We start from the raw sequence: 25612 nt of genomic DNA, 5'->3' as shown, positions 1-25612 counted from the left end.
AGCGATATACAACACGATGAGACCGCACCTGAGTTTAAATATGGAAACGCCCAATCAGGTGCATAATAGAAAAGGCCAGCTACTGGAGCTGGCCTAAAAACCGTCAACCTATTTTAGGACGGGTCAAAACTAAACGCTATTTAGTCCAGTTCCAAGACTGTGATTGAACTAATTTCATTACGCCACGTTCAACCCCAACACTAGCGGCTTGGCTGAGTTTTTCAGCGAGCTTTTTCTTAGTGTGATATTTAAACTGAATAACTTGTTTATCGCTAAACTGTTCCATTAAGTAATCATCACTAGTACTGACTTCGTCTACCAACTCTAAACCAAAAGCTTGCGTGCCATACCAATGCTCGCCAGTGGCTACTTTAGTAATATCCAATTGCGGGCGAAACTCTTGCACAAACTCTTTGAATAGCACATGGGTCTCTTCTAGTTCGGTTTTAAACTTCTTACGTGCTTCTTCAGTATTCTCACCAAACATGGTCAATGTACGTTTAAATTCGCCAGCGGTTACCTGCTCAAACTCTATGTCGTGTTTTTTCAGCACTTTATTAAAGTTTGGTAGTTGCGCTATCACACCGATAGACCCAACAATAGCAAAAGGTGCAGCAATAATTTTGTCTGCAATGCAGGCCATCATATAACCACCGCTTGCGGCAACCTTATCAACCGCAATAGTCAACTTAATACCTTTCGCTTTAATACGTTTAAGTTGCGATGCAGCTAATCCATATCCATGAACCATACCGCCGCCACTCTCTAAACGAACTAAAACTTCGTCTTGTTCTTTAGCTGCAACAAGTACTGCGGTAACTTCTTCGCGCAAACTCGCGACTTCTTTAGCGTCAATACTGCCTTTAAAGTCGATAACAAATAACCGTGGTTTGTTTTGTTCTTCGCCTTTTTTCTTGTCTTCTTTTTGTTGCTGCTTCTGCTGCTTCTTATATTGCTTAAGCTGTTCTTTACTCATGAGGTTATGATTCAGCTTGTCTTCTATCTCATCTTGTCGCTCACTAAGATCAGTGACCTCTAATTCGCCACTCTTGTGCTTAGTTTTTGAAGATACTGCGATAACCACAACCACCACAGCAATAATGGCGATAACAATGGTTAAAGCCTTCGCAAAAAACAATCCAAACTCGATCAAAAAATCCAAACTTCTGCCCTCTTAAATTCAAGCTGTTATTAGTACCACAGCTTGAAAGACTAACCAAGCAACAAAAAAGGCCTGCGCGATGCAGGCCTTAGATTGATTATTTTTTACTTATTGAGCGGTGCTAATAACCGAGCTGTCATTCACCACTACCGTCGCGTTTCCAGCATCAGCACTTACTGCATAGCCCACAAACTGGCTTTGCATTTCAACGGTTGTTGCTAAACTCACCGTCGGTGAAATCAACGAACTGTGAGAGCCTTGGCCAAAGCGAATCGCATAACTACCTGCAGACGTAACTGCTGCGCCCTCTAATCCCATGGCAGCAATTAGCGGCTCGGTTCCCACTAGCGGTAACGTTGCCAGCGAGTTTGGTATCACTTGGTCACCACTTCCTTCGCTACCATCACCTACTACCTCATGCACCAATACTGGCATAGAAAAGCCTGCTTGCGCATAGTTTAGCGGGTCAGCTCCATCTACAACGGTTTGACCCAAAGCACCAAATACTTGAGCAAAAGCCGCATAATTGGAGTCAATAACTAGCTGCGCTGCTTCTGGATAGGTGGCTTGATAAACCGCAAACTGCTCCAATGCCGTAGCTGAGTCGTTATCTTCAAACCCTAAACCGGCAGCCACTAAACCTAAGTAACCAGGGTTTGCTTTAAGGTTTGCTTCAACTAAGGGGGCAAAGCTAGGCGAATTTTGGAAAATGCCCGCTAAACCACCACCTGGCACGCTAAACGAAGCACTTTGTAAGGAGTAATCTATGGGAAAGCCACTAACGATGACTTCACCAGCTAATGCGGCAGCGCCAACTCCAACAATAGAACCTAATGACTGGCCAACAAAGTGAACCTTGCTACCATCTAATTCTGCCGGAGCCGTAGCTGCTTGAAGTGCAGCTCGCAGGGCTAATAAATCAGCACTAGATTGGCGCAAGTTTTCTCGAATGCTTAAAAAGCTACCTAGATTTGCAAATACTTGCGCATCAGCATTAGCACTTAAATCTGCATTTCCATCGCCTGTTAAATCAATGCCACGGGTGCCGTGATAAGGTAAATCCATTGCTAACACCGCATACCCTTGAGCAGCATAACTTGCGGCTATGCCTGCGGCAGTTTCTTTTAACGAGCCAATCCCATGTTGGAATACCACAACTGGCCAACCATCCGCTGGCATAGTTTGTCCAGTTAAGGTTTCGTCAGGAAGGTAAATATCTAGGTTGAGTAAAGCAGTACTGCGTGTTTCTGGAATCGGGTTATAAGCAGTTAAATGGCGATGTGCATCTACGGCTTTGGTTTCGCCGTCTTCAACGTAGGTTAAACCCGCTAAATCGGCTTGAGCTAACAGGGTTCCGGCAGTTGCAGTATCGCCGCCAGTCAATAGACCACCAAAAGTCGCTGTGTCAAAACCTTTAGCACCAGCTTGTGCCCAAAAACTAGTGGCGCTAGCTTGGTCGGCAAAGTCCGCATTAGTTTGTAACAACTGAAGAATGGCAACCGGGCTGTCCGTTCTAGCTTGCGCCCATTTATTCATATCAGCCCCCGTAATGTCTGGATTATCTAAGTCAGACAAATAATAAGGAACCGATAAGGTTGATTTGAAGTACTTAGCAGCAGCAAAACTCGGCTGGCTAGCGCCTAACACGGTATTTGCTACATCTTCTGCAGTGCTGCCAGTATCAACCAATGCACCTAAAGGCAGTAGCCCGCTCAGTGCCATACCTCCGTATACTTGTTGCAATGCGCTAAGTACACTTCCTACTGATTGCGTAGTAAACACCGCTGCGTAACTAACAGCTTCTGTTACCCCTTCAGCAGCTAACAGACCATTGTTGAAGCCAGTTAAACCTTTTAATTGCTGAGTGGTTGCATCGTCTTCAGCAATAGCTGCAGTGCTTAGTAATTGATAACCACTGCCCGCTTCTACCGGGCGACCGTTGCTATCTAACAGCGATTCTGTAATCGCAACCATATAAGATGTTGCTGTGGTGAAAGGTTTAAGCGGCGTAACAACTATGTTGCCGTCGCTAAAGGTAGCAACGTAGTCTTCGCCATAAACCAACTGTTCATCAACCCTACAAGTTTGGCCGGCTGAAAAACTACCGCCGTTTTCGGTCACATCGGCACAGGTATCAACAAAACCAGAGGCTCTCACTTTGTAAAGCAAAACGCCTGCAGCAAAGGTGCTTTCATCTAAGGTAGTATCAATTTCTGCATTATATTCGCCTTCTTCGTCACCATAACCAAGAGGAATACTAAACGGTACGCTGGTCTGCCAGCCATCTAGGGCGCCAAGTACGTTGGTAATAGATTGATACTCTTGCGTAGCCACAATAGCAGCTTCACTAGGTAGATTAACGGTCCCGTCTTGGCTGCCATTAAACAGCAAATTATTTGGTGTAGAAACATCACCAATCAGCGGATTGAAACGAATTTTTACTGAGTTTGGCTCATTTGGCGTGATATCATTACTGAAATCAAAAGGCGAGTTGCTACTACCACAACCTGCAAGAGTAACAGAAGTAAATAAAGTGACAGCTGTAGCTATTCGGGACAAACGCATATTAGCAAATTCCTTTTTATTGTATGTTTTTCAAAGAAACCTTAAACATTTGTTTACATTATTGCAACAGGTCTAACCAGGCGTTAAACAGATGTTTAAATATTAAACAAATATTTGTGGGCTAACGCACATCTACAGGAACAAATAATGAGCACGGAAATCTCTCCTCAACACTTTCAAGCCAGCGCAGATGAACTTAAAGATAAAGTAATTTTGGTTACCGGTGCAGGCGACGGAATTGGCCGTCAGGCGGCGTTAAGCTTCGCTGAATTAGGTGCCACCGTGATCCTCCTTGGCCGAACAGTTAAAAAATTAGAAGCTGTATATGATGAGATAGAAGCGTTAGGCGCACCGCAGCCCGCAATCATTCCGCTTGATTTAAAAGGCGCCAGTCAACAGAACTACCTTGATATGGTTGCCACAATCGACAATCAATTTGGCCGCTTAGATGGCGCATTATTAAATGCCGCGCATTTAGGCGTGCTTAGCCAATATGTGCAAATTGACGAAGATCTTTGGGATCAACTGATGCAGGTAAATGTGAAATCTCAATTTCTACTTAGCCAAGCCTTAGTACCACTGATGCTTAAAAGCGATAATGCCTCATTGCTGTTTACCTCTTCTAGCGTTGGTAAAAAAGGCCGCGCCTATTGGGGTGGGTACTCGGTATCTAAGTTTGCCATTGAAGGCATGTCTCAAGTGATTGCTGATGAATTTGATAAAACTGGCCTGCGCAGTAACTGTATTAATCCTGGGGCAACTCGCACTCTAATGCGCGCTACGGCCTACCCCGGTGAAGATCCAAAAACGTTGAAAACGCCTTTAGATATCATGCCTAACTATGTGTACTTGATGAGCGATGCAAGTGCTGGCGTGACCGGGCAAAGCATTGACGCTCAAGCGAAATAGAACAACAACCTATGAGCATACCCTTTCGAGCAAAAAGCACATTAGAACAATGGCGTATTTTTCAAGCAGTGGTGGATTACGGGGGGTATGCTCAAGCTGCCAGTCAGTTAAACAAGAGCCAATCTTCGCTTAACCATGCGGTAAGCAAACTGCAAAACTTACTTGGCATTCAATTGCTCGAAGTAAAAGGCCGTAAAGCTTATCTCACGCCAATGGGCGAAGTAATGCTTCGCCGAAGTAAGTTACTCAGCCAAAATATTCAAGAGCTCGAACTACTCGCAGCAAGTTTAGAACAAGGCTGGGAACCACAATTGAGCCTGGCCTGTGAAATTATCCAACCCCGTGCTCCTATTATTAAGGCACTTAAAGCATTCTTGCCCGAAAGCCGTGGAACCCGTGTAGAAGTCATTGATACGGTAATTACTGGCGCCGATGAAGCAATTACCGATGGCAAAACCGATTTGGTGATTACCGGATTGTTGCCTAAAGGCGTATTGGGCGAGCGACTTAGTGCCGTTACTTTAGTGCCTGTAATTCATCGCAGCCACCCATTAGCTAAAATGCCCCAACCAGTGTCTATCGACGAAGTATTGCAACATGTACAGCTGGTTGTGCGTGATACTGGGAAAAACCCTCAGCCTGATCGTGGCTGGCTGCGTGCTGAGCAGCGTTGGACATTTAGCGGCTTTAATCAAGTGCTGGAGGTACTCAATCAAGGTTTAGGTTTTGCCTGGTTACCAGAGCATGTAGCAAAACCATTTTTTGAAGACGACAGCTTGGTTGAGTTAAATATTCAAGGAGGGGCATCTAAAACGCTAAACACCTACTTGGTGATTCCTCGACCCGAACAACTCGGCCCTGCGGGTCAATATTTCTCTAAGCTATTGTTACAACACTGTAAGGCTGCTCGCTAAGGACTGACATGTTATTAAATTGCGATATGGGCGAAAGCTTTGGCGTATGGAAAATGGGCATTGATGAGCAAGTAATGCCTCATATTGATATGGCGAATATCGCCTGCGGTGGACACGCTTCAGATCCCGACGTAATGAGTAATACCTTAGCCCTAGCTAAACAACACAATGTAAGCGTAGGCGCGCACCCAAGTTACGCTGATATTGGCGGTTTTGGTCGGCGTTCAATTCCCTACCAGCCCGATCAACTAACTCACCTAGTGCTAGCGCAAGTAGGCAGCTTACAAGCCTTATGCCACTACCATAAACTCAGCCTGCATTACGTAAAACCGCATGGCGCGCTTTACAACGACATGCATAAAGAGCCCAGTATTTTTGAATCGGTGGTTAAAGCTGTCGCCTCATTAAACGGCAATATTAAGCTAATGGTTCACGCTACCCAGTCTGCTGGATTTATAGAGAAAATTGCCGAAAGCTATCGCATCGAGTTAATCAAAGAAGCCTTTTGTGATCGCCGCTATTTGGCCAATGGTCAGCTGCAAGCTCGCAGCGAAGCTGGCGCGGTAATCACTGTACAATCCGATTTGATTAATCAAGTCACTACTATCCTAAGCAATCACAAAGTGATCTGTGCAGACGGTAGTGAATTAGCCGTACATGCTGACACTTTGTGTGTTCATGGTGATAATCAAGCCGCGCTTGATACCATCAAACAAATAAAGCAGCACATCATTCAAGCTAATCGAAGCAGCTAGCCTGATATGTACTGTATTGATTATGTAAATGAAGACAGCATTTTAGTTAGCTGTAAAAACTCAAAAGATTGCTCATCCCTGCCCGCGCTTTCTCAAATACTCAAACAGCAGCTTCGCGGCATTCTAGATATCATTGTGGCTGCAGACAGCTTACTGATCGTTTTAGAGTACACTGCCGATATCGATGCTTTACTATCAGTGGTAATTCAGTTTAACCCCAGTGAAGTCGTCAGCGGCTCGGCAAATGTTATCAACATCCCTGTATGTTACGAATCAAAGTTAGCGCCAGATTTAGCTGAAGTTTGCCAATTAAGTAAGCTAAGTGCTGACCAAGTAAAAGATCTACATCAGCAGGCAAGGTACCAGGTTAAAGCCATTGGATTTATGCCCGGTTTTGCTTATTTGAAGGGTTTACCTGCTCAGTTACAACTTCCGAGAAAAGCCGTACCCGCTTCAAAGGTTGCGGCAGGCAGCCTAGCCATTGCTGAAGACATGACTGCGGTCTACCCCGCTAGCAGCCCTGGCGGTTGGCATATTATTGGCCAAAGCCCTATGCAGCTATTTAATAAACTGTCTGAACCAATGTGCCCTTTTAAGGTCGGTGACGAAGTACGCTTTGTTGCCATCACTTATCAAGAGTTTATTGCTTTCAAGGAGAACCGATGAGCTCTCCAGCCGCCATGAATATAATCAGAAGTGGTCCGCATACATTGGTCGTCGACCAGGGCCGTTTTGGTTATCAAGACATAGGAGTCAGCCCTGGCGGGCCGGCAGATTTACACGCTTACTATTGGGCAAACCGTTTATTAGGCAATTCAGTAAACTGTGCAGCATTAGAAGTTACCATTGGAGGCGCCCAGTTCCAATTTAGTCACAGTTGCACAATCGCCGTTTGTGGTGCCAAGATGCCAATCACAGTCACGTCTGCTAACACTAGTACCTCAATAAACTTAGCCACTTGGCAAACTATAAAGGTAAACGCAGGCGATAGGCTAAGCCTAGCGCCCGCGCGTAGTGGTTTGCGCAGTTATTTGACGATATCAGGGGGATTTAGCGTAAGGCCAGAACTAGGCAGCGTGAGCAGTTCAATAAAACAAAAATTGGGAGCGTTTAATGGTCGCTTGCTGGCGGCTGGAGATAAGCTTGAATACATAACGTCATGCCAACACCCTGCACTCTCACAGCAACAGGTGCCGAACCGCTTTCTGCCTGATTACCAACAAACACTAAAACTAGCGCTTATTCCAAGTTATCAGTTTCAGCAGTTTACCCAAAAAGACATTGATACCTTACGCCATCAAACCTATACGCTTAGCGAATTAAGTGACCGAATGGGCCTGCGATTGATCGGTGATCCATTAGTAGATATTCCTCCCAGTGGAGAATCTGAGGCCATTGCTTTGGGTGCGGTGCAGGTTCCTCCCAATGGGCTGCCCATTGTATTGTCGGTAGATAAACAAACCATTGGCGGTTACCCCAAACTCGGCTGTATAGCCCGCCTTGACCTATATGCACTAAATCAACGCCGCCCTCAGCAAGCAGTGCAGTTTTACATAAGCTCTTGGCAAGCACAGCGACAACGTTGGTTAGCATTTCAGCAGTTCTTTTCAATACCACTGGGCGTAACAAGAAATGCCTAAAACTAAACAAGCTACACAACTTAGAGATTTAAAAGGTTTTGGTCCTAAAAGCGAAGAGATATTGGCCAAAGTGGATATTCACTCCGTCGAACAATTTATGGCAAGTGACCCTTTTGAGCTTTATGCCAAACTTAAACAAACGGTTAAAGGTACCGGGTTAAATTCGATATACGCAATTATTGGCGCCCGAGAAGATCTTCATTGGCAAATCATCAAACAACAAAGAAAAACCGAAATTCTACTAAAACTCGACGATATGGGTCTTGCACCTAAATAGACGATATTTTTGAGTTGCTAGGCTAAATACTACAAACTCAGCCAATGACGTAAGCTATTTACGATATGGTCCATTTCACTCAGCTGATTTAGTCGCTCGATAGTTTCTAATGCAATAATCGGTGAATCCGTCACTATGCCATCCACCCTCAGATAATAAAGCCTCTCCACGTCGGCTGCGCTATTTACCGTCCACACGTGCACTTGTTGGCCTCGCTGCTGAGCACTTAATAAGCGCCAAGCATTTACCCATTGTTGGTTAACAATCAACATATCTACGTTTTGCTGTACATCGGTTTCACCAAAACTAGCAGCAGCAATAAAGGCAGTGCTAATGTTTTTTGCCTGCGGAGTACCACTCATTTGAAGCTTTAAGGTTTCTAGCAGTTCACCATCTAAACTACTTATGATGACCGGGTGCAGATAATCTTTGAGCGCGTCCAGCAAGGCAGGAACCAAAGCCAAAGAATCGTTATAGCGTTTGAGTTCTATATTCAAGGTTATCTTGTCTGCACTTTTAGCTAACCAAACTGGCAAAGCTTGAGGCGTACTAAAACCTGCATTAACAAAGGCTTGTTGAACTTGTTCAAAGCGACTTAAATGCACTACCGCGCTATCGGCAGTTAAGCGTCGTAAATCTCTATCATGCACCACAGCAATTTTGCCATCAGCGGTTAACTGTACATCTATTTCTGTGACTTCTAGCCCAAGGTTTATCGATTTTTGTAAGCCTTCTAAACTGTTCTCTAGCGCTAACCAGCCACCTGCTCGGTGGCCCATCACCACAAAAGAGTTGGGTGCAGAGAAGCGCTGACTAAAGCGATTAATTTCATCACTTATTTCGTTGGCTCCAAGCACCAACACCGCCAAAAACATCATTCGTAAACCTAGATGCAAACGGCGGCTTTCTCTTAGTACTCGCTGATGAGCCAGTTTTAGCCCAGAACGATTACGTTTCACCAATACTTTGAACATATAAAACTGAATGCTGGCATATAGCCAAGTATCAAGAAAGCTCAGTACCGAACCACCAGCAAGCACAGCAAAGCTAAATAGAAATAGCCATAAACTGGTGACCTCTTCAGGCTGCCACCAACTTAAACTAAATCGTAGCAACCAAATAAAGCCACTGATAACTGAAACAAACACCAATGCACGCAGCGCAAACCAACCGGCATTAAGCGCCAAGATAAGTCTGCGTTGATGGTGGCTTAATTTGGTTGAATCTCTTAGTTGGTTGCTAAGCGGCTTTTTTTGCAGCATGCAGTATGGAAGCGCAAACCACCAATTGAGCCACTTTGCGCCAAGCCATAGCGCTAATGGGATCCCACCTACGCTTACGGCAGTAACAAAAATCCATAATTGATTACGCTGTTGATCGAGGTAATAGTTTATGTCCCAGTCGGCCAGCATTAGGCCAAACAACCAACGGCCAATAAACAAAATGGTACAAGAAATACTGATTAACAAAGCGGATTGCAGAAAGGCTAAACGGGCAATTAACCAAGAGCGATTTAGCAATAAACGAACGGCTTGTGATACAGAACGCCGATTAACTTCATGCTGAGCCAGCAGTAAAGTAATCACCCCCTGCTGTAAGAAAAAGTTGAACAATGCCATGGCAACGAGCCAAATAGCAAACAGGTATCCACTGGGCGAAAGAAAAAAGGCCAGTAACTGCTGATTAGCAACGCCTTGTAAACCATACCAAGACATTAAAGATTCGCTCACCACAATCGACACGGGTGCGACTACTGCCAACCAACATGCCTGCACCAGCAGATAAGCGCCAAACATTGCGATGCCGCGGCTTTTAAGCGAGCCGGCTAAATAATATATAAAGTGTCGAATACGATGTAATGCGTTGGGGAGAATCACTGGGTATTTAGCCCCAATATAGTGGCCATTTGTTGTACTTGTTGTTGCGAAACCTGCAATCGACTTAACTCTTTATCCAAATCTTTTGCTGCAGCCATGGCTAAGGCATATCGCTTGTCGAACTGAGAAGGTAATGCTGTTGATGCAGCGCTATGAAAATGCCTGAGTCCACTATTTAACAGACCGAGTATATTGTGTTCTCGCAATCCACCAGCAGCCAACCATTCAATGGTTGGAAAACACTGTTGCATGTCGAGTAACAAGATGAGTCCATCTTCAATGTTGTTCTTCTGACCAGAACTAAGCACACGTGTAATATTTAATGCTTCTATTTGTGTTGCTGCCTTTTTAGGCTCAGCCACACAATCGAAGGCTCGATGAAAGGTAGTACTAAGCCCCTTGGCTGCTTTAACCAATTGTTGGCATGCAAGTTCGTCCACCGAAGCGTCAGTATTTAGTGCACCAAAAACCACGCCATTAAAGCCTAAATCTTTAACCATCGTTATATCGGCAACCATTTGAGCAACTTCGTCATCGCTATAACAAAAGTCGCCGCCGCGTGGCCTAATCATTACAGTAATGTCGATTTGGCTTAAATAATCTTTCACCAATAACAATGCGCCATAACTAGGAGTCGTGCCGCCTTCTGCTTGGCCTGCGCAAAACTCTACCCGTGTAGCGCCACCACTAATAGCGTTTTTTACATCACTAATGCTGTAGCAGCAAATTTCAAGAACAGGAGAATTAGAATCAGATTTAGACAAGTTTTGGCCGACGTTCACGGGTTAAGTGTTTTTATTATAACGAATTATGCTCTAGCTTCACCTTCGTAAGCGATACATAATTAGCTTTTTCATCGAGAACCCTCGATTTTTATAGCAATAAACCATGAAACTTTGCCTAACTATAGAGAATCGTTAAGCTTTAATGCTTTAAACCAAGCGACCCATAGTGTTGATTTTGAGTTCACAACTTAGTCGTTCAAACAAGCGTTTTGCTAAATATCTGTGTATATTAAACGGGTTATTCTAGGGAAAGAAGACACTTTTAGGTGAAACCATGAAACGATTTCCACTTTATTTATTAACGGTGGCATTAAGCATCAATGCTAATTACACCTTAGCTAATGAGTATTTATTTGTAGGTACTGGTAATGTTAGCGGCGTTTATTACCCCACTGGCAACGCCCTTTGTCGCTTGCTAGAGCAGAGCAACGAGCACCGAAAATTAAGTTGTACTGCAGAGAGTTCAGGCGGTTCTAGCGACAACGTGGAAGCACTGCAAAGTGGTGATATTGATTTAGCTATTGTTCAATCAGACGTGCACTGGCAAGCCTACCAAGGTAGCGGCGAGTTTGCTGAACAAGGCGCTTATAAAGAAATGCGATCTCTTCTTTCCCTCTATGCTGAAGCCTTAACTATCTTAGTGCATGCAGACATGAAAATAGGGCAAATAGAACAGCTTAAAGGACATTCGCTAAACCTTGGACCAGAGGGTTCAGGCCAGTATTCAACCATGCAACTGGTGATGGAAGAACTCAATTGGCAAGCCTCGGATTTCTCTAAGTTAAGTAATTTAAAACCCGACGAGCAAAGCCGTGCCCTATGTAGTAAAAAAGTAGACGCAATTATCTATGTGGTTGGGCACCCTAATACCTCTATTACCCGCGCCACAACAATGTGTGAGTCCAACCTTATTAGCTTGTCTAAAAAGACCATTATGGCCCTAGCAGATAAGTATGATTACTTTTCGCCAGTGACTATCAAAGGCGGCACCTACCACGGTAACCCTGATGATGTTTCATCTATAGGGGTAAGTGCCACCTTAGTGGCCGACAAGCAGCTTTCTGAACAAACGGTTTATAACTTTGTTGCGGCAATTTTTGAAAACTTAAACACCATGCGTTCACTGCATCCAGCGCTAGCCGATCTGCAAGTAGAAGATATGATCAATACCAACTTAACCGCTCCCCTGCATGACGGTGCCAAGCGTTACTATCGTGAACAAGGTTGGATTAAGTAAGGTGCAGGCGGGTTTAAAAACCCGCGTGTTTGGCTAGCTGACTTAGCGGTAAATCTAGAGAGTCACACATTCGGTCAAGTTCCTTCCCTATAACTTGGTGCCAATCTGCACACTCCCCTTGCCAACCTAAGTGCTCAAGCCAAGCTTGCCTAAACGTTTTGTTAGTGAACAAATCATGCAAGTAAGAACCTTGAATATTGTTAAGTTGCCAGCCTGTATCAGCTTCGACAAAGCTAGCTAAGGGCTCAATGCACACTGTTTTACCGTGATGAATTTCGTAACAATTCAGCTCACTATGTTGCCAACTCAGCCGCCGTTGACGAGTCGTTTTTTGATCTGAGTATTCGGTAATAATTGGCAGTAAAGACAGACCCTTAAAGCTCTCTCCTTCTACCGAATTAGGATCAAGATTTTGCTCACCTAAAATTTGCAATCCTCCACAAACCCCGGTGATTAACACTCCAGCAGAAGCCGCTTTAATAATCTCATTATCCAAGCCACTCTTGGCTAAGTGAGCCCGACTTGCCGCAACATGTTTCGAACCAGGCAATATAATCGCATCAAATTGGCTAAGATCTTGGCTGTCACGCATTGGAACTACGTTCACACCTTGTTGGTAAATGAGAGGATCAAACTCGTCAAGATTACTGGCATAAGGATAAACAATCAGCGCAACGTTTATGCTGCCGGCTTGCCAAGTACTGCGATGGAAGAAATTATCTTCTTCAGGAAGTTGATGCGCAGTCCAAGGGATGACCGCAACAATAGGGATACCGGTTTTTTCCTCTAACCACACATTTGCATCGTGTAACAAGGCTTGCTCACCACGAAACTTATTAAGCACAAAACCCTTAACCCTTTGTTGCTCCGCTTCACTTAAACACATCCAAGTACCCAGTAAATGAGCGTAAGCGCCACCTCGGTCAATATCTGCAATTAAATATACTGAAGCATTGGTATGCAATGCTACTTCCATATTCACAATGTCACTTTTACGCAGGTTAACTTCGGCTGGGCTGCCTGCACCTTCAATCACCAATAAAGGGTGTTTACTCTGCAAACGCTGCAAACTGGCTGTAACGGCCGGCCAAAGCACCGCTTTACGTTGGTGCCAGTCTTTAGCCAGCAGCTCATGGCTCACCTTACCGTTCACCACTACCTGCGCGCCCTTTTCACTATGCGGTTTAAGCAGCACAGGGTTCATATCGATAGTGGGTGTTTGTTTGGCGGCAATCGCTTGAAGATATTGCGCTCTGCCTATCTCGCCGCCTTCTTGGGTTACCGCAGCATTATTACTCATGTTCTGCGCTTTATAGGGCGCGACATCAAGGCCTCGATTGGCTAAAAAACGACACATTAAGGCGCACACTAAGGATTTACCCGCATCACTGGTGCAACCCATAAACATGATGGGATCGGTTGTTGAGAACTGTGGTTTCATTAGTGAGTATTATCTACCAGTAATACCGACAGTACGTCGCGCCAAGTGACCAAGCCGAGTAATTTATTCGCCTCATCTATCACCGGTAAACAGCTAATACTTTTATCCACCAGCAACTGCCCGGCATCTCTAACGCCGGTAGTCGGTGTGCTGCACAACGGCTCTCTGGTCATAACATGATGTACCCGCTGGGTTAACGTTTGTACATCTCGCTGATTTTCTGCGGCTTTACCTAAATAAGGACTTAGCGCAGCCAGCAAATCAGATTCGGTGAGCACCCCTACCACTAAATCTTCGTCATCAAGTACCACCAAATGATGAAAGCTCACGTTATCAAAAATGTCTTTTATGTCGAATAGGCGTTGATCCATTCCCACAGTGACAACTCTGGTTTGCATAATATCTTTGATTATCAAGTGATTCTCCAATCCGCTGATGTTTCAACCATTATAAACACAACAATGGCTTTTTCGCTGTTTAGTTAATGACAACTATAGAAAAATTCATGCACATACGTACACTAGGGCGGTAACTAATTAGAGTAAGAAATCATGGCCTATCAAATTATTCCGGTAACTCCTTTTCAGCAAAATTGTAGCCTCATTTGGTGTGAAGCAACCATGCAAGCAGCCATCGTTGATCCAGGTGGCGATCCCCAGCTCATTCAAGCTGCGGTTGATAAGGCAGGCGTAACCGTAACTAAAATCTTGCTAACGCATGGTCACCTTGATCATGTTGGTGCTAGCAGCCTTATTCAACAACGTTACCAAGTGCCGTTGATCGGCCCACATATAGAAGATGACTTTTGGATAAGCAAAATGGCCATGCAGTGCCAAATGTTTGGTTTTCCTGAAGTGGCTAATTTTACTCCAGACCAATGGCTAGAACATGGCGAAGTGATTGAAGTGGGCGAGTTAAAATTGGAAGTACGCCATTGCCCAGGACACACTCCTGGCCATGTGGTATTTGTTGATCACGACAATAAACTAGCGATAGTAGGCGATGTACTTTTTAACGGCTCAATTGGTAGAACAGATTTTCCAAAAGGCGATCACCCTACTCTCATTAACGCCATTAAAACTCAGCTTTACACACTAGATGACGAGTATCAGTTACTACCAGGTCATGGCCCCATGTCTACCATAGGTCATGAGAAACAACATAACGGCCATACCCGCTAAACACAAAAAAGCACCTTTGATTCAATACTTCAAAAGGTGCTTTTTTATTATCTATACCATTAGACTGGGCCAATTAGCTTGTGTTTATCACGATAAATCAGATAAGCACAACTTAACCAAACCCCCACCGCCATAAAGAATAATGGATACTCCCTCGGACAACCTGCTTGCAAACAACTTAGGTCAGTATACGGAAATAAACCTAAAGGTGTGAAAATATGGAAGAAAATCGCGCCCGACATAATACCTAAACCCAGCAAGGCACCATAAAGGCGAGTTGCCTTACGCAAAATGAGAATGCTAGCAATCAGCTCAGCTAAACCAATCACGGTTTCACCGTATTGGCCAAACAAGTCGCCAATTAGCGTTAAGCCTAATCCTTCCCGCATCCATTGCCCTACCGTTTGAAAAATGTAAACGGTGATATCTGCTGGGCTACCAAACCAACCTGCAAATTTAAATACTAACGATTGTAAAAATACAAAAGCCACATAAATGGCAAGCACCAACGGTATATGTTTTTTCAAAGCAAACTCCCTGTTTTAAGCTTTTGTTTAAGCGTAGTTGATCAAATTGCTTACGCCTGTTTAAGCGCCAAGCATGTGACCCGACTACCAAGCCTTCGCTTTCAAAAAAGCTTAGCCGCTAGGTAGCAAAACGGCTGAGCTTGAACAGAGCTTTTTATTGAAATCGCTAAGTATTGTTAAGCGGCAACTCCAGTACTGGCGCTTTATCTTCACTAAGCGTTCTGCCCGCAAACCGCTCTCTTAAAGATTGGAATAACACAAAAAACACCGGCACAAATAAACAGCCGAGAACCGTAGCCGCAAGCATCCCACCAAAAGACGCCATACCAATTGCTTTCATCGCCGATGCCCCCGCAGACGAAGCGAGCATTAAAGGAACCACACCTAAAATGAATGAGAATGCGGTCATTAACACAGCACGAAAACGTAACTTTGCAGCGGCAACACCCGCTTCAACAATACTGTAGCCTTTTTCTTCCCGTAACTGCTTAGCAAACTCAACAATAAGAATTGCGTTACGACTTGCCATGCCAATTAACAACATAATGGCAATTTGGGTATATAAGTTCACGGTAGTGCCACTCACTAACACCGCAGACAACACGCCAAACACAGCAGTAGGCACTGCAAGCAAAATCGCTAAGGGGGTTAACCAAGATTCATATTGAGCAACCAAAAACAGGTAGGTAAACAACATGGCAAAAGCAAAGGCAATTAAGCTAGCGTTACCGGCTTGTTGCTCTTGTAAGGTTAAACCTGTCCATTCGTAACTATAACCATTAGGTAGAATATCTTCTGCTACTTGCTCCATCGCACTAATGGCTTGGCCAGAACTGAAGGCAGGCATAGCAATACCGTTAATGGTGGTACTCCCGGCAACGTTATAACGCACCAGCGAACTTGGGCTCAATACCGTAGATACAGACACCAAATTGCTTAAACGCACCATCTCGCCTTGAGTAGAACGTACATACAAATTAGACAAATCATCAATCTGTTGTCGCGAATCAGCTTCGGCTTGCAACATTACTCGGTAGTTGCGTCCACCTTTAGTGAAATCGTTAATGTAGCTACCGCCATATTGCACATTTAAGGTATTCACAATATCGCCAAAGGCAACGCCCATCGCTGCCGCACGCTCTTCATTAATATCTAGAAACAAGTTAGGCATGCTAATACTAAATGTTGAAAACGCCGAGGCGATCTCTTCGCGCTGATTGGCTTCAAGCAATAGCTGTTCTAGTACTTCTGCGGTGCGTTCAGACCCGTGGCCCATTTCATCTTTTAGGACAAATTCAAACCCATTAACCATACCTAAAGCTGGAATCGCCGGTAAACCGAAGGCAAAACCTACGCCTTCTGGCAGTGCATCTATCGCACTTTGTACTCGAGCAATCACCGCGTCTTGGTGTTGTTGCTGGTCAGTTCGCTGCTCCCAGTGTTTCAAACTAAATACCAATAAGGCTGAATTTGAATTACTAGACTCATTAAGCAAGTTGTAACCCGCTGCTGAAAAGGTCATCTCAATATCTGGATCATCACTAAGCGACTCAATCAGCAGCTTGGTCATATCACGCGTACGATTTAGCGCGGCCCCTTCGGGTAAATCAATCACTGCGAAAAACGTTCCTTGATCTTCATCAGGTAGAAATCCACCTGGTAGCTTAGCGCCCATCCACGCACTTCCAGCGATCACAATGGAAAACAGCAATACCGCTAAGCCTAAACGGCGACACAATACTGCCACTGATTTACCAAAGACTTCGGTAAACCTTTCAAAACCACGGTTAAAAGCCCGAAAAAAGCGGTTAGGTGTTAAATCGCGGGTCATTAGCAATACACACAAGGCAGGCGTTAAGGTCATCGCCACTAGGGTAGAAATAACAACCGATACTGAAATGGCAATACCAAATTCAGCGTAAATAATGCCTACCATGCCCGGAATCACCAAGGTTGGACCAAATACCGCTAACAGCACAGCTGCAGCCGCTATACAGGGTCCAATCACCTCTTTCATGGCAATTTCTACGCATTCTTTTACCGGTTTAGTGGTTTCGTGTAACAGGCGTTCCACGTTTTCAATCACCACAATGGCTGCATCGACCACCACACCAATGGCTAACACCAAACCAAACAAGCTGATCGTATTAATAGTCGAGCCAAACGCTTTCATCACCGCAAAGGTAGCAATCAGGGAAACCGGAATAGCAATTGCGGGGATCAACGTAGCTTGCCAAGTTTGCAAAAACAGGTAAGTCACCAAGGTGACTAACACCAGGGCGATAATGAGCGTTTCTTTCACATTATAAATGGATACATCAATGAACTCGGTGGCATCGTAGGGCAAGGTAAACACCATGCCATCAGGTAAGCTTTGCTCAAGTTTAGCCATGGCTTCTTTTACATCCGCCGCGACTTGCATAGCGTTAGCAGTAGGGTCTTGATAGACCATCATTGCTACCGACTCTTTGTTGTTTAGGTAGGTATCCACTAGGTACTTCTGCGCACCCAGTTCAATACGAGCAACATCTTTTAGGCGCACTAAACTGCCGTCGGCATAAGCTTTAATCCGAATGTTACCAAAGGCTTGTTCGTTGGCTAATCGTCCTCTAACTTGCACCGTATATTGCCAATCATTATTCCCAGCAACAGGCTCTGCACCAACACTGCCCGCTCCGCGTACTGCATTTTGATCCGCAATAGCGGCAGCAATATCATTCACCGTTAGATCTAAGGCTTGCAGGCGTTCAGGCTCTAGCCATACGCGCATCGCATATTCTTTTTCGCCCAAGGGCGTTACTTTACTCACCCCTTTTATTCGTGAAAGGGTTTCTCGAACAATGCCAGTAAGGTAGTAACTCAACTCCAAGGTATCATGAGCACCAGACTGTGAGTTTAGGCTGGCAATCATTAACATAGACGGGCTCATTTTTTCTACGTAGATACCCGAGCGACGTACTTCTTCTGGCAATAATGGCTGGGCTGCGTTAACCCGGTTTTGTACTAACGTGGCTGCACGGTCGGCATCAAAACCTGTTTCAAAAGTCACGTTAAGGTTATAAGAACCATCGTTGTTCGAGGTAGACTTCATGTAAATCATACCTTCAACGCCGTTCACTTCTTTTTCAATCACCGAGGCTACAGTGTCGTTTACGACTTTGGCGTTAGCACCGTTGTATTGAGTAAATACATTGATCATTGGCGGTGCAACATCAGGGTATTGGCCTACCGGCATGGTGTAGGCGGCTAACGCACCTAACACACTCATGATTACCGATAAAACAATGGCGGTTTTAGGGCGAGAAATGAAGAATTTAATCATATTTACCTCGCTGTCTTACAAGACTACCATCTGTCAGTTTCTGCTGGCCTCTAGAGACCACCACCGTGCCATCGTCTAAACCTTGTAATACCTCGGTTTGATTTCCTAGCTGGTCACCCAATTCAATAGCTTGCAACTGAGCTTTACCGCGAACCACTTTAAATACTGCGGGGCCACTTTGGGTTTGCACCAGGGCTCTACTAGGGATCACCACGGTGTTTTTGTGTTCCCGTAAAACAACTTCTACAAATTGACCCACAAATACACTGTCGTCGTTATGAAATTTGAAACCAACAGCTAATGCGCCTGTAGCCGGGTTTATTTTGTTGTCGATGTAATCAAGATCCCCCCCTATTGGGTACTCACTGCCATCTAAGAATCTCGCCAGTACTTCAAACTGCGAAGTGCCATTGCGGTATTGTTGAACCGCTTTAAGCACAGTTTTTTCATCAATGCTAACGGTCACTTTAAAAGCGCGGTCATCAACAATTGATGCGAGTTGGTAACCCACACTCACGGTATCGCCAGGGCTGAGTTCAGCTTGACTAATTCGACCAGCACGAGTGGCTTTAATTTCGGTTCTACTAAGCAGTAATTGTGCGTCGTCTACTTGCTTTTCAATCGCCTTAAGACTGGCTTGATTGACTAAAAATTGCGTTTCAATGTCTTCAAGCTCTTGCTTAGAAATTGCATCACCCAGTTTTTGGGCACGCTGCAAACTGTTTAAAGCGGAATGGTATTTTGCTCGTAAGTTAACCAAATTGGCTTGTAAGCTGGCTAGGTTAATTTCAAATTCTAAAGGGTCTAAACTAAACAGGAGTTGCCCAGTTTGTACGTAATCACCTGCTTGAAAATGTTTATCTAGCATGGTGGAGGTTACCCGCGATACCACTTTTACTTCTTCATCTGGAAGAACAGTGGTGGTGTAGATTTCTTCAAATACCAAGCTCTCTTGGCTGGCATTAGCTAAGTCCACGGGAATAGTGTCACTTACCGCACTTTGTAGTGGCTCATTACCAGTAGAAGTTTCACAGGCTGTTACAAACATGCTCGCCAACAACATACTTAATAATCTTATTTTCATTTTCTGCCCTTGTTTTGGATTTATTATCCTTAGCGTTTAGCAATTGGTTACTTCCCTGCAGGAGCATGGTAAGCCTTAGGCAGAAATAGCTTAAATTAGGAGCTGTAAGGACAGCTTATAGCCAAGAGGTATTGTGAAAAAGCTAGATAGTAAAAAAGGGAGCCCAATGGCTCCCTCTCCTTACTGGCTAAGTTTAACAATCATGAGGCTTCACAAAGCTCTGGATTGCCAGCTTGTTGCTGCCGTTTATCTAAAGCGCCACTGATTCTTGTGAGAAGCAATGCGCCCAGTACAATTAGCGAGCCAGCCCAAGGTGTATGCATAACACCAACCTTAGCTACAATCATCCCACCGCCCCATGCACCTAAGGCGATACCAACGTTAAAAGCCGCAATGTTTAAACCAGAGGCTACATCTACCGCGTTTGGTGTATGTTGCTCGGCAAGCTTTACCACATAAACTTGCAAACCCGGTACGTTGCCAAAGGCAAACGCTCCCCAGACTAAAATGGTCGCTACCGCCGCTACAGGATTAACCGCAGTAAAATTGAACACCATAAGCACTGTGGCTAAACCTAGAAATATCCAGCTTAAAGCTTTAATGGGCCCCATTTTGTCGGCCATCTTTCCGCCCCAAATGTTGCCAAACGCTACCGATACGCCATAAACCAACATAATTAAACTAATTGCACTGGCGTCAAAACCACTGATGTCTTGCAAAATAGACGCTAAAAAAGTAAATGCGGTAAACGAACCACCGTAGCCAATAGCGGTAATCGCATAAACCAACAGTAAACGCGGCTGGGTAAGTACCCTTAATTGGTCTTTTAATTTGGTCGCTGGTGGTTGTTTTAGGTTATTAGGCACTAATAACGCACTGCCGATTAAAGCGATAAGGCCCAAGATGGCCACCACTAAAAAGGTGGTTTCCCAACCAAAGTGCTGGCCAATGTAAGTACCTAAAGGTACACCAGTAACCAAAGCCACCGTTAAGCCAGTGAACATAATCGCTATAGCACTGGCGGCTTTATCTTTAGCCACCAAACCCGTAGCAATGGTGGAGCCAATAGAAAAAAATACGCCATGCGCCAAGCCAGTGAGGATACGCGCCCCCACTAGGGTTTCATAGCTAGGCGCTTGCCACGCGAGTAAGTTGCCTGCTACAAACAAACTCATTACCGCCAGTAATACGTGTTTTCTATTCCACTTACCGGTTAAGGCGGTAAGTACCGGAGCGCCTATGGCCACACCCAAGGCATATAAGCTTACCAACAAACCAGCAGAAGGAAGTGAAACCGCTAAATCTTGCGCCATGGTGGGGATTAGCCCAACAATAACAAACTCGGTGGTTCCTATGGCAAATGCGCTTAAGGTAAGCGCGAATAGAGCTAATGGCATAACAGTAATCTCTCGTCATCGATTAAGTTGTTGCACTGCGCAACAAGTGATGGCGAGCATTATGATCCAAAGAACTATTGTCAAAAATGGCACCTAGAACAAAATACTTTTGTAGAAATTAATGTTAATCCGCTAGGTAAACTGGTCTAGAAGCCGCTAATATTAAGCAACGTTATTGTTAGAGTGTGGCTATGTTTACCCTTAAAAACCGATCTGATGAACTCGAAATACTGCTAGCGGTGGTAGACAGCGGTGGCTTCTCGGCTGCTGCAGACGCCTTAGACATTCAAGTGGCTAAGGTATCTCGAGCGGTTAGCAAAATAGAGAAGCAGCTAGGCATTACTATTCTTAACCGAACCACCAGACGGGTGGTACAAACCGACGAAGGCCGCCAATTTATAGAAGCGGTACGTATAGGCTTGAGCCAAATTCAACAAGCTGAAGAAGACATTATTAGTAAGGGGGAATTGCCTCAAGGTAGGCTGCGTGTTGATGCCGCCAGCCCATTTGTGATTCACCAATTAGTGCCCCTAATTGGTGAATTTAAACGCGCCTACCCCAATATAGAACTAGAGCTAAATACTAACGACGGTTTTGTGGATCTGCTGGAAAAGAAAACAGATTTGGCGATCCGCATTGGTACATTAGCAGACTCCACCCTACATGCTCGCCCCATCGGCGTGAGTAACTTGTATATTGTCGCCGCGCCCGCTTACCTTGAACAGCGCGGGGTGCCGCTGCAGGTTGCACAACTAAACGAACATGAGCTGCTCGGCTTTAGCGGGGCAAAGGTGCTAAACCATTGGCCATTAAAAGGATTTAAATCAATGAATCCTGCCATTACCGCCAGCAGCGGAGAAACCATTCGCCAATTAGCTTTAAGCGGCAATGGCATTGCCTGTTTGTCGGGATTTATGGTGAAACACGACATCGAGCAAGGAACCTTAGTGAGTTTATTCCCAGCCCTGCAGGTAGAAGAAACTAACCAGCGACAAATTAACGCGGTGTATTACCGTTCATCTAAAGTAGCGCGACGCATCACTGCGTTCATTGATTTTATTAAGCCTCGCTTAAGCTTGTAAGTTGCTGCTTGACTTGGAGTTAGCTCCAAGGTTTAGGCTACACCTTGAGTCGCAAACTTTTAGGTCATTACATCAGAGGAAAAGATCATGGAAAGTAACCGATACCAACGCGGATTAGACAAGCTTAATGAAATAGACGGTGAAGCAGGCCATAAAGTTATAAATAGTCTTGCTACTATTTGCCCAGAGCTCGCTAAATTCACCATTGAATTTCCCTTTGGCGACATCTACAGTCGCCCTGACTTAGATTTAAAATCGCGAGAAATCGCTACCGTATCTGCCCTCACGGCAATGGGAAACTGCGCTCCACAACTTGCAGTGCATATTCATGGCGCTTTGAATGTAGGCTGTAGCCCAAAAGAAATTACCGAAGTGATTTTACAAATGGCGGTATATGCAGGGTTTCCGGCAGCAATTAACGGCATGTTAGTCGCGAAACAGGTTTTTGAAGAACGTGGCATTTTAGAGCCTTCACAATAACAAGTAGTTAGTTAACTTGGCATGGGTCATCGCCAATTGCGACTAGGCACTTAACACCAGTAATAAATATTGCTTAGGGGTGATTTTGGCGATGCTTTTACACTCTCGTGTCATGTGGGCTTGGTCAGAAAAGCCCTGACTTAGTGCCAACTCTGCTAAATCTACAGTAGGCTGGTTCTTTAGGGCCTTAAGAGTCATTTTCACTCTTAAGGTACGTTGCCACTGCTTTGGGGTCATGCCCATCAACTGTTGAAAATGCCGCTCAAGTTGACGCTGGCTTAACGCCACTTTGTTGCTCAGCAAGCCAATGTCTTTTGCATATTGCATAAAGTTAATGGCTTGAGTAAAACTTTGCGGTGGAGAATCAACTGCACTCAAACTGTGCTGTAGCCACTTGTACATCACAATAATTCTAGACTGCTGCCCCCTAAGTTCTTGTAATTGTTGGCAGAGTAACTGGAGTTGGTGATTGCGTTGCGGATCGATACTATCATTGGTGTTTCTTGGCAGAGTACCAAAGAACCCTGTACTCACTCCGGGTAAAAACCTAAATCCTGCAAGCTGTGCCTTGGCAGGTAAGGTGATTGAACGCGCCACTTTGCTAACCGGCAAAATAATCATTCCTGCTTCATACTGTTTGCCATCTAAACGCAGCGGCGGCCCTAAATTAAACAGCACACCGCTGCAGCCGTCGGCCTGCAACCAGCGTGTCATTGAGCCAGCACTTTGGCCATCAAGCGAAGCCGACCACAAGGCTTGAATGGTATCGGCCAAACGCCCCTTGGGTCGAAACAAAGAAAACCTAAAACGCTGGTCAACCTCGTTCAATATTTGCTTAGCTGGGTGTATAACTGCCTACCTTTGATGTAAATGCTTTCGCGATTCTATTCCAACTATTGATCGCATTAATGGCAATGGTCAAATCAACAAGAGATGGCTCACCAAACGCTTCATGCGCTTTACGATAAAGCGCATCACTTATCGGCTGCCCTGCGCTAAGCTGTTCAGCCCAGCTCAAGGCCATCCGTTCGTTCTGCGTGTACCAAGGCATATCTTTCCAGGCGCTCAAACCTATAATCCGCTGCGCTGTCTCACCAGCTTTTAATGCATCTTTACTATGCATATCAATACAAAACGCACATTGATTAATTTGGGATATACGCAATTTAACCAACTCCCACATGGCTAAGTTTACGCTGTCAGATTCAAGAAATTGGCCTCGTAAATAGTCCTCTTGTTGCATGAGGATCTCCATACCCTTCGGCGCATTATCAAAATAGTTCAGTCGAGTTGTCATAGTCTTCTCCTTTTTGGTTACAGAAAGACTAACGGGAAGCCTTAAAGGTTTATTGAAGATTTTCGACATCCTTCATCAGCAAACAAATTGCAGCTGTAAGTTAGCCTGAAAGGTGCTTATTTAACTAATATTAATAAGGCGCAGATAATAGACACATACAAACAACAACAGTGAAAACAGACCATGAACAACCTTAGCAAAATTCTTATTGCCTCTGTACTTGGTGCAGTGTTTTACAATAGCGCAGCCACAGCTAACATTGTAGAGATTGAAATCTACCAAGATGGTATTGAATACGAGTGTTTACAAGATACTCAAACTGGCAAAATTTTTAACTGTGAGCGTGATTAATATGAAAACCTACTTAGCTATACTTGCCGCTTTTATTGGATTCACCGCCAATGCCGACACGCTTAACAATGCTATACAATGGCAGGTTGGCGACAACAATAATGCCATGATCGTAAGTAAAGATTTAGGTTACGTAGCCGAATTTAGTTTTTACGATGGCGGGGTTATTTTCTCTAGTACCTTGCGTGGTAAATGTGCCGGTACACAGCAGCGCCATAAGGTACAAAGTAAAACCGTTGAATTTACCCTAAAGCAAAACAACGAACATTGTTCATTGATTCCAACAAACAATAAAGACAAAGCAGCAGTGAATGGGTCGTTTAATCGCTTAAGTACGGTGAGTTTTAACAACGCTACATTTACCACTAATGGCTTCCACGACGCCTTGGTAAGGGCTGAAAAAATCCGTTTTACTCGCACTAACAGCTAAGCTTGTAAAGGGTAAACCCGTCTCAACAAAATAAATGATGTTAATAACGGTTTTCACATCCTCCGGTTAACCACATTCAATATTTGTTTCTACGTAGAAGCTGAACAAGGACGTTGCTAAATCATAAACTCAATTAGCCAATAGGTTCTTCATTTTTAATATGAAGATTTGGAAATACCAATAACCCTTAGTAACCGCACCCTTCCCTCCAAGTCGACAGTTTTGAATAGCTCATCGTCAAACATTAACAACAACACAGTTACTCGGAACTTAGCCAGTGTCTTCTCTATTGCTAATCATTGTCTATCCCTTAACTTTTAGTATGCAAAAAACAGCATATTATTCATTAACTTAATAATGCGTCCTCTGCTTTAGCGCAGTCGAATAATCAACCAATAGCTGCTCGTTATTCCACCACGCAGTATTCAGTGACAAGGTTGAAACTATAGTTACTAAACCATTAAGGTATTACAAAACAACAAGTTAACCCTCACACAACTCCGACCAGAAGGTACATTAGATTTACTTAGTAGTCTCTCGTTTCACCACCACGTACTCCGCTTTGAGCTTCTGCACATTTTTGTAAAACAGCTAATTATTCACCCACTCGAAATAAATATTGATCAACCAATTGTGATGAAGATCTAAATATTGGGTTACCAATAATGTTACTAATTTCTTATTGATACAATTATTGGTCAACCTATGTGGTTATTTAGGGACACTAATAAGCCAATAAGGAGGTTGGTAATTCTAGAATCGCTTAACCAAGGGAGTGGATACCAGTGTTAAATAATTTATTTGAAATAATCATATTACTTAAGCCCTTGGCTTAAGTGTTGCTGCTGGTGACTAACGTAATTGGTAAGTAACTCCCCTAGTGCTTAAGCAAGTAAACA

At 44.3% G+C, this 25612-nt stretch carries 24 protein-coding genes; 12 read left to right on the top strand and 12 right to left on the bottom strand.

Annotation, left to right across the window (positions count from 1 at the left end):
• Positions 1-136 precede the first annotated feature (136 nt).
• Both sohB and FFR00_RS20600 read right to left on the bottom strand, forming a co-directional pair.
• Positions 137-1162 carry a protease SohB gene (gene sohB / locus FFR00_RS20605; protein ID WP_137675304.1) on the bottom strand — a complete coding sequence of 342 codons (1026 nt, stop codon included), beginning with the start codon at positions 1160-1162 and terminating at the stop codon, positions 137-139.
• A gap of 108 nt (positions 1163-1270) precedes the next feature.
• A complete protein-coding gene (locus tag FFR00_RS20600) occupies positions 1271-3727 on the bottom strand; it encodes a VolA/Pla-1 family phospholipase (RefSeq protein WP_137675303.1) in 2457 nt (818 codons plus the stop codon).
• Between the two features lie 147 nt (positions 3728-3874).
• On the opposite strand from FFR00_RS20600, the gene FFR00_RS20595 reads away from it, so the two are divergent.
• The 6 genes from FFR00_RS20595 to FFR00_RS20570 are packed head-to-tail and all read left to right on the top strand — an operon-like array spanning position 3875 to position 8222.
• Positions 3875-4636, top strand: coding sequence for a YciK family oxidoreductase (locus FFR00_RS20595; RefSeq protein WP_137675302.1), 762 nt, complete (start codon positions 3875-3877; stop codon positions 4634-4636).
• 11 nt (positions 4637-4647) lie between these two features.
• Positions 4648-5550, top strand: coding sequence for a LysR family transcriptional regulator (locus FFR00_RS20590; RefSeq protein WP_137675301.1), 903 nt, complete (start codon positions 4648-4650; stop codon positions 5548-5550).
• Between the two features lie 8 nt (positions 5551-5558).
• Positions 5559-6305, top strand: a complete 747-nt coding sequence (locus FFR00_RS20585) for a 5-oxoprolinase subunit PxpA (RefSeq protein WP_137675300.1) — start codon at positions 5559-5561, stop codon at positions 6303-6305.
• Positions 6306-6311: 6 nt separating this feature from the next.
• On the top strand, positions 6312-6971 hold the full coding sequence (locus tag FFR00_RS20580; protein ID WP_137675299.1) for an allophanate hydrolase subunit 1: 660 nt from the start codon (positions 6312-6314) through the stop codon (positions 6969-6971).
• The gene (locus FFR00_RS20575; RefSeq protein ID WP_137675298.1) at positions 6968-7945 is read left to right on the top strand and encodes a biotin-dependent carboxyltransferase family protein; all 978 of its coding nucleotides are present in this window, start codon (positions 6968-6970) and stop codon (positions 7943-7945) included. The genes FFR00_RS20580 and FFR00_RS20575 overlap by 4 nt, the downstream gene beginning before the upstream one ends.
• Positions 7938-8222 (top strand): TfoX/Sxy family DNA transformation protein, encoded by a 285-nt coding sequence (locus FFR00_RS20570; RefSeq protein WP_137675297.1) that lies wholly within the window; start codon positions 7938-7940, stop codon positions 8220-8222. The genes FFR00_RS20575 and FFR00_RS20570 overlap by 8 nt, the downstream gene beginning before the upstream one ends.
• Before the next feature lie 29 nt (positions 8223-8251).
• Here FFR00_RS20570 and FFR00_RS20565 read toward each other — a convergent pair whose 3' ends face one another.
• Positions 8252-10018: a glycerophosphodiester phosphodiesterase family protein gene (locus FFR00_RS20565; protein WP_137675296.1), complete on the bottom strand. Its 1767-nt coding sequence runs from the start codon at positions 10016-10018 to the stop codon at positions 8252-8254.
• A 77-nt stretch (positions 10019-10095) separates the two neighbouring features.
• Positions 10096-10863, bottom strand: a complete 768-nt coding sequence (locus FFR00_RS20560; RefSeq protein WP_161985219.1) for a copper homeostasis protein CutC — start codon at positions 10861-10863, stop codon at positions 10096-10098.
• Positions 10864-11158: 295 nt separating this feature from the next.
• Between FFR00_RS20560 and FFR00_RS20555 the strand changes: the two genes are divergently transcribed.
• A complete protein-coding gene (locus tag FFR00_RS20555; protein ID WP_137675294.1) occupies positions 11159-12121 on the top strand; it encodes a TAXI family TRAP transporter solute-binding subunit in 963 nt (320 codons plus the stop codon).
• Positions 12122-12134: 13 nt separating this feature from the next.
• Here FFR00_RS20555 and FFR00_RS20550 read toward each other — a convergent pair whose 3' ends face one another.
• Positions 12135-13562, bottom strand: a complete 1428-nt coding sequence (locus FFR00_RS20550) for a cobyric acid synthase (protein WP_235836273.1) — start codon at positions 13560-13562, stop codon at positions 12135-12137.
• Complete coding sequence (locus FFR00_RS20545) at positions 13562-13978, bottom strand: CBS domain-containing protein (protein WP_373681421.1); 417 nt, start codon at positions 13976-13978, stop codon at positions 13562-13564. Before FFR00_RS20545 ends, FFR00_RS20550 begins: the two co-directional genes overlap by 1 nt.
• Positions 13979-14113: 135 nt before the next feature.
• On the opposite strand from FFR00_RS20545, the gene FFR00_RS20540 reads away from it, so the two are divergent.
• Positions 14114-14743, top strand: coding sequence for an MBL fold metallo-hydrolase (locus FFR00_RS20540; protein ID WP_137675293.1), 630 nt, complete (start codon positions 14114-14116; stop codon positions 14741-14743).
• 59 nt (positions 14744-14802) lie between these two features.
• Here the strand turns inward: FFR00_RS20540 and FFR00_RS20535 are convergent, their stop codons facing one another.
• The 4 genes from FFR00_RS20535 to FFR00_RS20520 all read right to left on the bottom strand — a co-directional run bounded on the left by FFR00_RS20535 (position 14803) and on the right by FFR00_RS20520 (position 21073).
• Complete coding sequence (locus FFR00_RS20535; protein ID WP_137675292.1) at positions 14803-15270, bottom strand: hypothetical protein; 468 nt, start codon at positions 15268-15270, stop codon at positions 14803-14805.
• A 166-nt stretch (positions 15271-15436) separates the two neighbouring features.
• The gene (locus FFR00_RS20530; RefSeq protein ID WP_137675291.1) at positions 15437-18592 is read right to left on the bottom strand and encodes an efflux RND transporter permease subunit; all 3156 of its coding nucleotides are present in this window, start codon (positions 18590-18592) and stop codon (positions 15437-15439) included.
• Positions 18585-19676: an efflux RND transporter periplasmic adaptor subunit gene (locus tag FFR00_RS20525; protein ID WP_137675290.1), complete on the bottom strand. Its 1092-nt coding sequence runs from the start codon at positions 19674-19676 to the stop codon at positions 18585-18587. Before FFR00_RS20525 ends, FFR00_RS20530 begins: the two co-directional genes overlap by 8 nt.
• A 200-nt stretch (positions 19677-19876) precedes the next feature.
• On the bottom strand, positions 19877-21073 hold the full coding sequence (locus FFR00_RS20520; RefSeq protein WP_137675289.1) for an MFS transporter: 1197 nt from the start codon (positions 21071-21073) through the stop codon (positions 19877-19879).
• 191 nt (positions 21074-21264) lie between these two features.
• Here FFR00_RS20520 and FFR00_RS20515 point away from each other — a divergent pair, with 191 nt between their 5' ends.
• Together FFR00_RS20515 and FFR00_RS20510 are read left to right on the top strand one after the other, a co-directional pair.
• Complete coding sequence (locus tag FFR00_RS20515; protein ID WP_137675288.1) at positions 21265-22155, top strand: LysR family transcriptional regulator; 891 nt, start codon at positions 21265-21267, stop codon at positions 22153-22155.
• A gap of 87 nt (positions 22156-22242) precedes the next feature.
• The gene (locus FFR00_RS20510) at positions 22243-22635 is read left to right on the top strand and encodes a carboxymuconolactone decarboxylase family protein (RefSeq protein ID WP_137675287.1); all 393 of its coding nucleotides are present in this window, start codon (positions 22243-22245) and stop codon (positions 22633-22635) included.
• Positions 22636-22677: 42 nt separating this feature from the next.
• Here FFR00_RS20510 and FFR00_RS20505 read toward each other — a convergent pair whose 3' ends face one another.
• Both FFR00_RS20505 and FFR00_RS20500 read right to left on the bottom strand, forming a co-directional pair.
• Positions 22678-23430, bottom strand: coding sequence for a helix-turn-helix domain-containing protein (locus tag FFR00_RS20505; RefSeq protein ID WP_137675286.1), 753 nt, complete (start codon positions 23428-23430; stop codon positions 22678-22680).
• 40 nt (positions 23431-23470) lie between these two features.
• Positions 23471-23932 (bottom strand): carboxymuconolactone decarboxylase family protein, encoded by a 462-nt coding sequence (locus FFR00_RS20500; protein ID WP_137675285.1) that lies wholly within the window; start codon positions 23930-23932, stop codon positions 23471-23473.
• 183 nt (positions 23933-24115) lie between these two features.
• Here FFR00_RS20500 and FFR00_RS21685 point away from each other — a divergent pair, with 183 nt between their 5' ends.
• Positions 24116-24283, top strand: a complete 168-nt coding sequence (locus tag FFR00_RS21685; RefSeq protein ID WP_154675884.1) for a hypothetical protein — start codon at positions 24116-24118, stop codon at positions 24281-24283.
• Position 24284: 1 nt separating this feature from the next.
• Entirely contained in the window at positions 24285-24713 is a 429-nt protein-coding gene (locus FFR00_RS20495) for a hypothetical protein (protein WP_137675284.1), read from the top strand.
• Positions 24714-25612: the final 899 nt, after the last annotated feature.

This window comes from Agarivorans sp. Toyoura001 (assembly GCF_005405585.1).
Taxonomy (GTDB): domain Bacteria; phylum Pseudomonadota; class Gammaproteobacteria; order Enterobacterales; family Celerinatantimonadaceae; genus Agarivorans.
Note: the sequence above shows the minus strand (reverse complement) of the source record. Positions and strands in the feature narration are given on the sequence as shown.

Bases quoted from the DNA above. Each gene is read 5' to 3' on its own strand.
- FFR00_RS20600 (WP_137675303.1), bottom strand. From the start codon at position 3,727: ATGCGTTTGTCCCGAATAGCTACAGCTGTCACTTTATTTACTTCTGTT.
- FFR00_RS20595 (WP_137675302.1), top strand. From the start codon at position 3,875: ATGAGCACGGAAATCTCTCCTCAACACTTTCAAGCCAGCGCAGATGAA.
- FFR00_RS20590 (WP_137675301.1), top strand. From the start codon at position 4,648: ATGAGCATACCCTTTCGAGCAAAAAGCACATTAGAACAATGGCGTATT.
- FFR00_RS20585 (WP_137675300.1), top strand. From the start codon at position 5,559: ATGTTATTAAATTGCGATATGGGCGAAAGCTTTGGCGTATGGAAAATG.
- FFR00_RS20580 (WP_137675299.1), top strand. From the start codon at position 6,312: ATGTACTGTATTGATTATGTAAATGAAGACAGCATTTTAGTTAGCTGT.
- FFR00_RS20575 (WP_137675298.1), top strand. From the start codon at position 6,968: ATGAGCTCTCCAGCCGCCATGAATATAATCAGAAGTGGTCCGCATACA.
- FFR00_RS20570 (WP_137675297.1), top strand. From the start codon at position 7,938: ATGCCTAAAACTAAACAAGCTACACAACTTAGAGATTTAAAAGGTTTT.
- FFR00_RS20565 (WP_137675296.1), bottom strand. From the start codon at position 10,018: ATGTTTGGCGCTTATCTGCTGGTGCAGGCATGTTGGTTGGCAGTAGTC.
- FFR00_RS20555 (WP_137675294.1), top strand. From the start codon at position 11,159: ATGAAACGATTTCCACTTTATTTATTAACGGTGGCATTAAGCATCAAT.
- FFR00_RS20550 (WP_235836273.1), bottom strand. From the start codon at position 13,562: ATGAAACCACAGTTCTCAACAACCGATCCCATCATGTTTATGGGTTGC.
- FFR00_RS20540 (WP_137675293.1), top strand. From the start codon at position 14,114: ATGGCCTATCAAATTATTCCGGTAACTCCTTTTCAGCAAAATTGTAGC.
- FFR00_RS20530 (WP_137675291.1), bottom strand. From the start codon at position 18,592: ATGATTAAATTCTTCATTTCTCGCCCTAAAACCGCCATTGTTTTATCG.
- FFR00_RS20525 (WP_137675290.1), bottom strand. From the start codon at position 19,676: ATGAAAATAAGATTATTAAGTATGTTGTTGGCGAGCATGTTTGTAACA.
- FFR00_RS20520 (WP_137675289.1), bottom strand. From the start codon at position 21,073: ATGCCATTAGCTCTATTCGCGCTTACCTTAAGCGCATTTGCCATAGGA.
- FFR00_RS20515 (WP_137675288.1), top strand. From the start codon at position 21,265: ATGTTTACCCTTAAAAACCGATCTGATGAACTCGAAATACTGCTAGCG.
- FFR00_RS20510 (WP_137675287.1), top strand. From the start codon at position 22,243: ATGGAAAGTAACCGATACCAACGCGGATTAGACAAGCTTAATGAAATA.
- FFR00_RS20500 (WP_137675285.1), bottom strand. From the start codon at position 23,932: ATGACAACTCGACTGAACTATTTTGATAATGCGCCGAAGGGTATGGAG.
- FFR00_RS21685 (WP_154675884.1), top strand. From the start codon at position 24,116: ATGAACAACCTTAGCAAAATTCTTATTGCCTCTGTACTTGGTGCAGTG.
- FFR00_RS20495 (WP_137675284.1), top strand. From the start codon at position 24,285: ATGAAAACCTACTTAGCTATACTTGCCGCTTTTATTGGATTCACCGCC.